The 490-nt window shown below is 59.6% G+C and carries 2 protein-coding genes; one reads left to right on the top strand and one right to left on the bottom strand.

Translation table 11 applies throughout. The features are described 5' to 3' along the window. Positions 1 to 230, bottom strand: a 230-nt coding sequence (locus QCE79_RS33650) for a hypothetical protein (protein WP_309851869.1), incomplete at its 3' end; no start/stop codon positions are given. On the opposite strand from QCE79_RS33650, the gene QCE79_RS33645 reads away from it, so the two are divergent. Further along, positions 210 to 490, top strand: a 281-nt coding sequence (locus QCE79_RS33645) for a hypothetical protein (protein WP_309851866.1), incomplete at its 3' end; no start/stop codon positions are given. The genes QCE79_RS33650 and QCE79_RS33645 overlap by 21 nt on opposite strands.

Here is a 490-nt window from a genome sequence, read left to right as displayed (position 1 = left end):
AGCGTGTCTTTATAAAAATCAGCGACGCCATTGCCTAAGCCCGCCGCCCAATCGTCACGCAGGCGCTTGAGCGTCGCAAAGTGTTCGGTGTGCATCGCGCTCGATCGATCCAGATTCAACTTGATTTGCTCTACCGCCTTGCGGTATTCGCCGCTGCCGAGCAACTCCGTAGGCGTGGTCTGCTTGAGCGCATCGAGCGCATGCTGATAGTGGCGCACGATTTCGGCCATATCCGCCCGCTCTTGCCGACCCAAAGGGTCGACCTGTCCGCCGCCCGCGCGCTCATCGAGCACGCGCGCATAGCGTTCCTTTTGGCCCTGCTGATATTCAATCAAATTCGCGTGCGTCCGATCTGCGCGCTGCGCGAGCTTCGCCTGTGCCTCCCGCAGCGTGTTTGCCTTCTCCAGCGCCACGTTGTGCTCAAGCGCAAACCGGATTTGCTTCTCCGAATGAAGCAGGCTTCTATCGTCAGCGCTCGCAACATGCTGCT

Origin of the sequence: Caballeronia sp. LZ003, from assembly GCF_031451465.1 — a bacterium.
Classification (GTDB): Bacteria; Pseudomonadota; Gammaproteobacteria; order Burkholderiales; family Burkholderiaceae; genus Caballeronia.
This window is presented reverse-complemented; position numbering and strand designations above follow the sequence as displayed.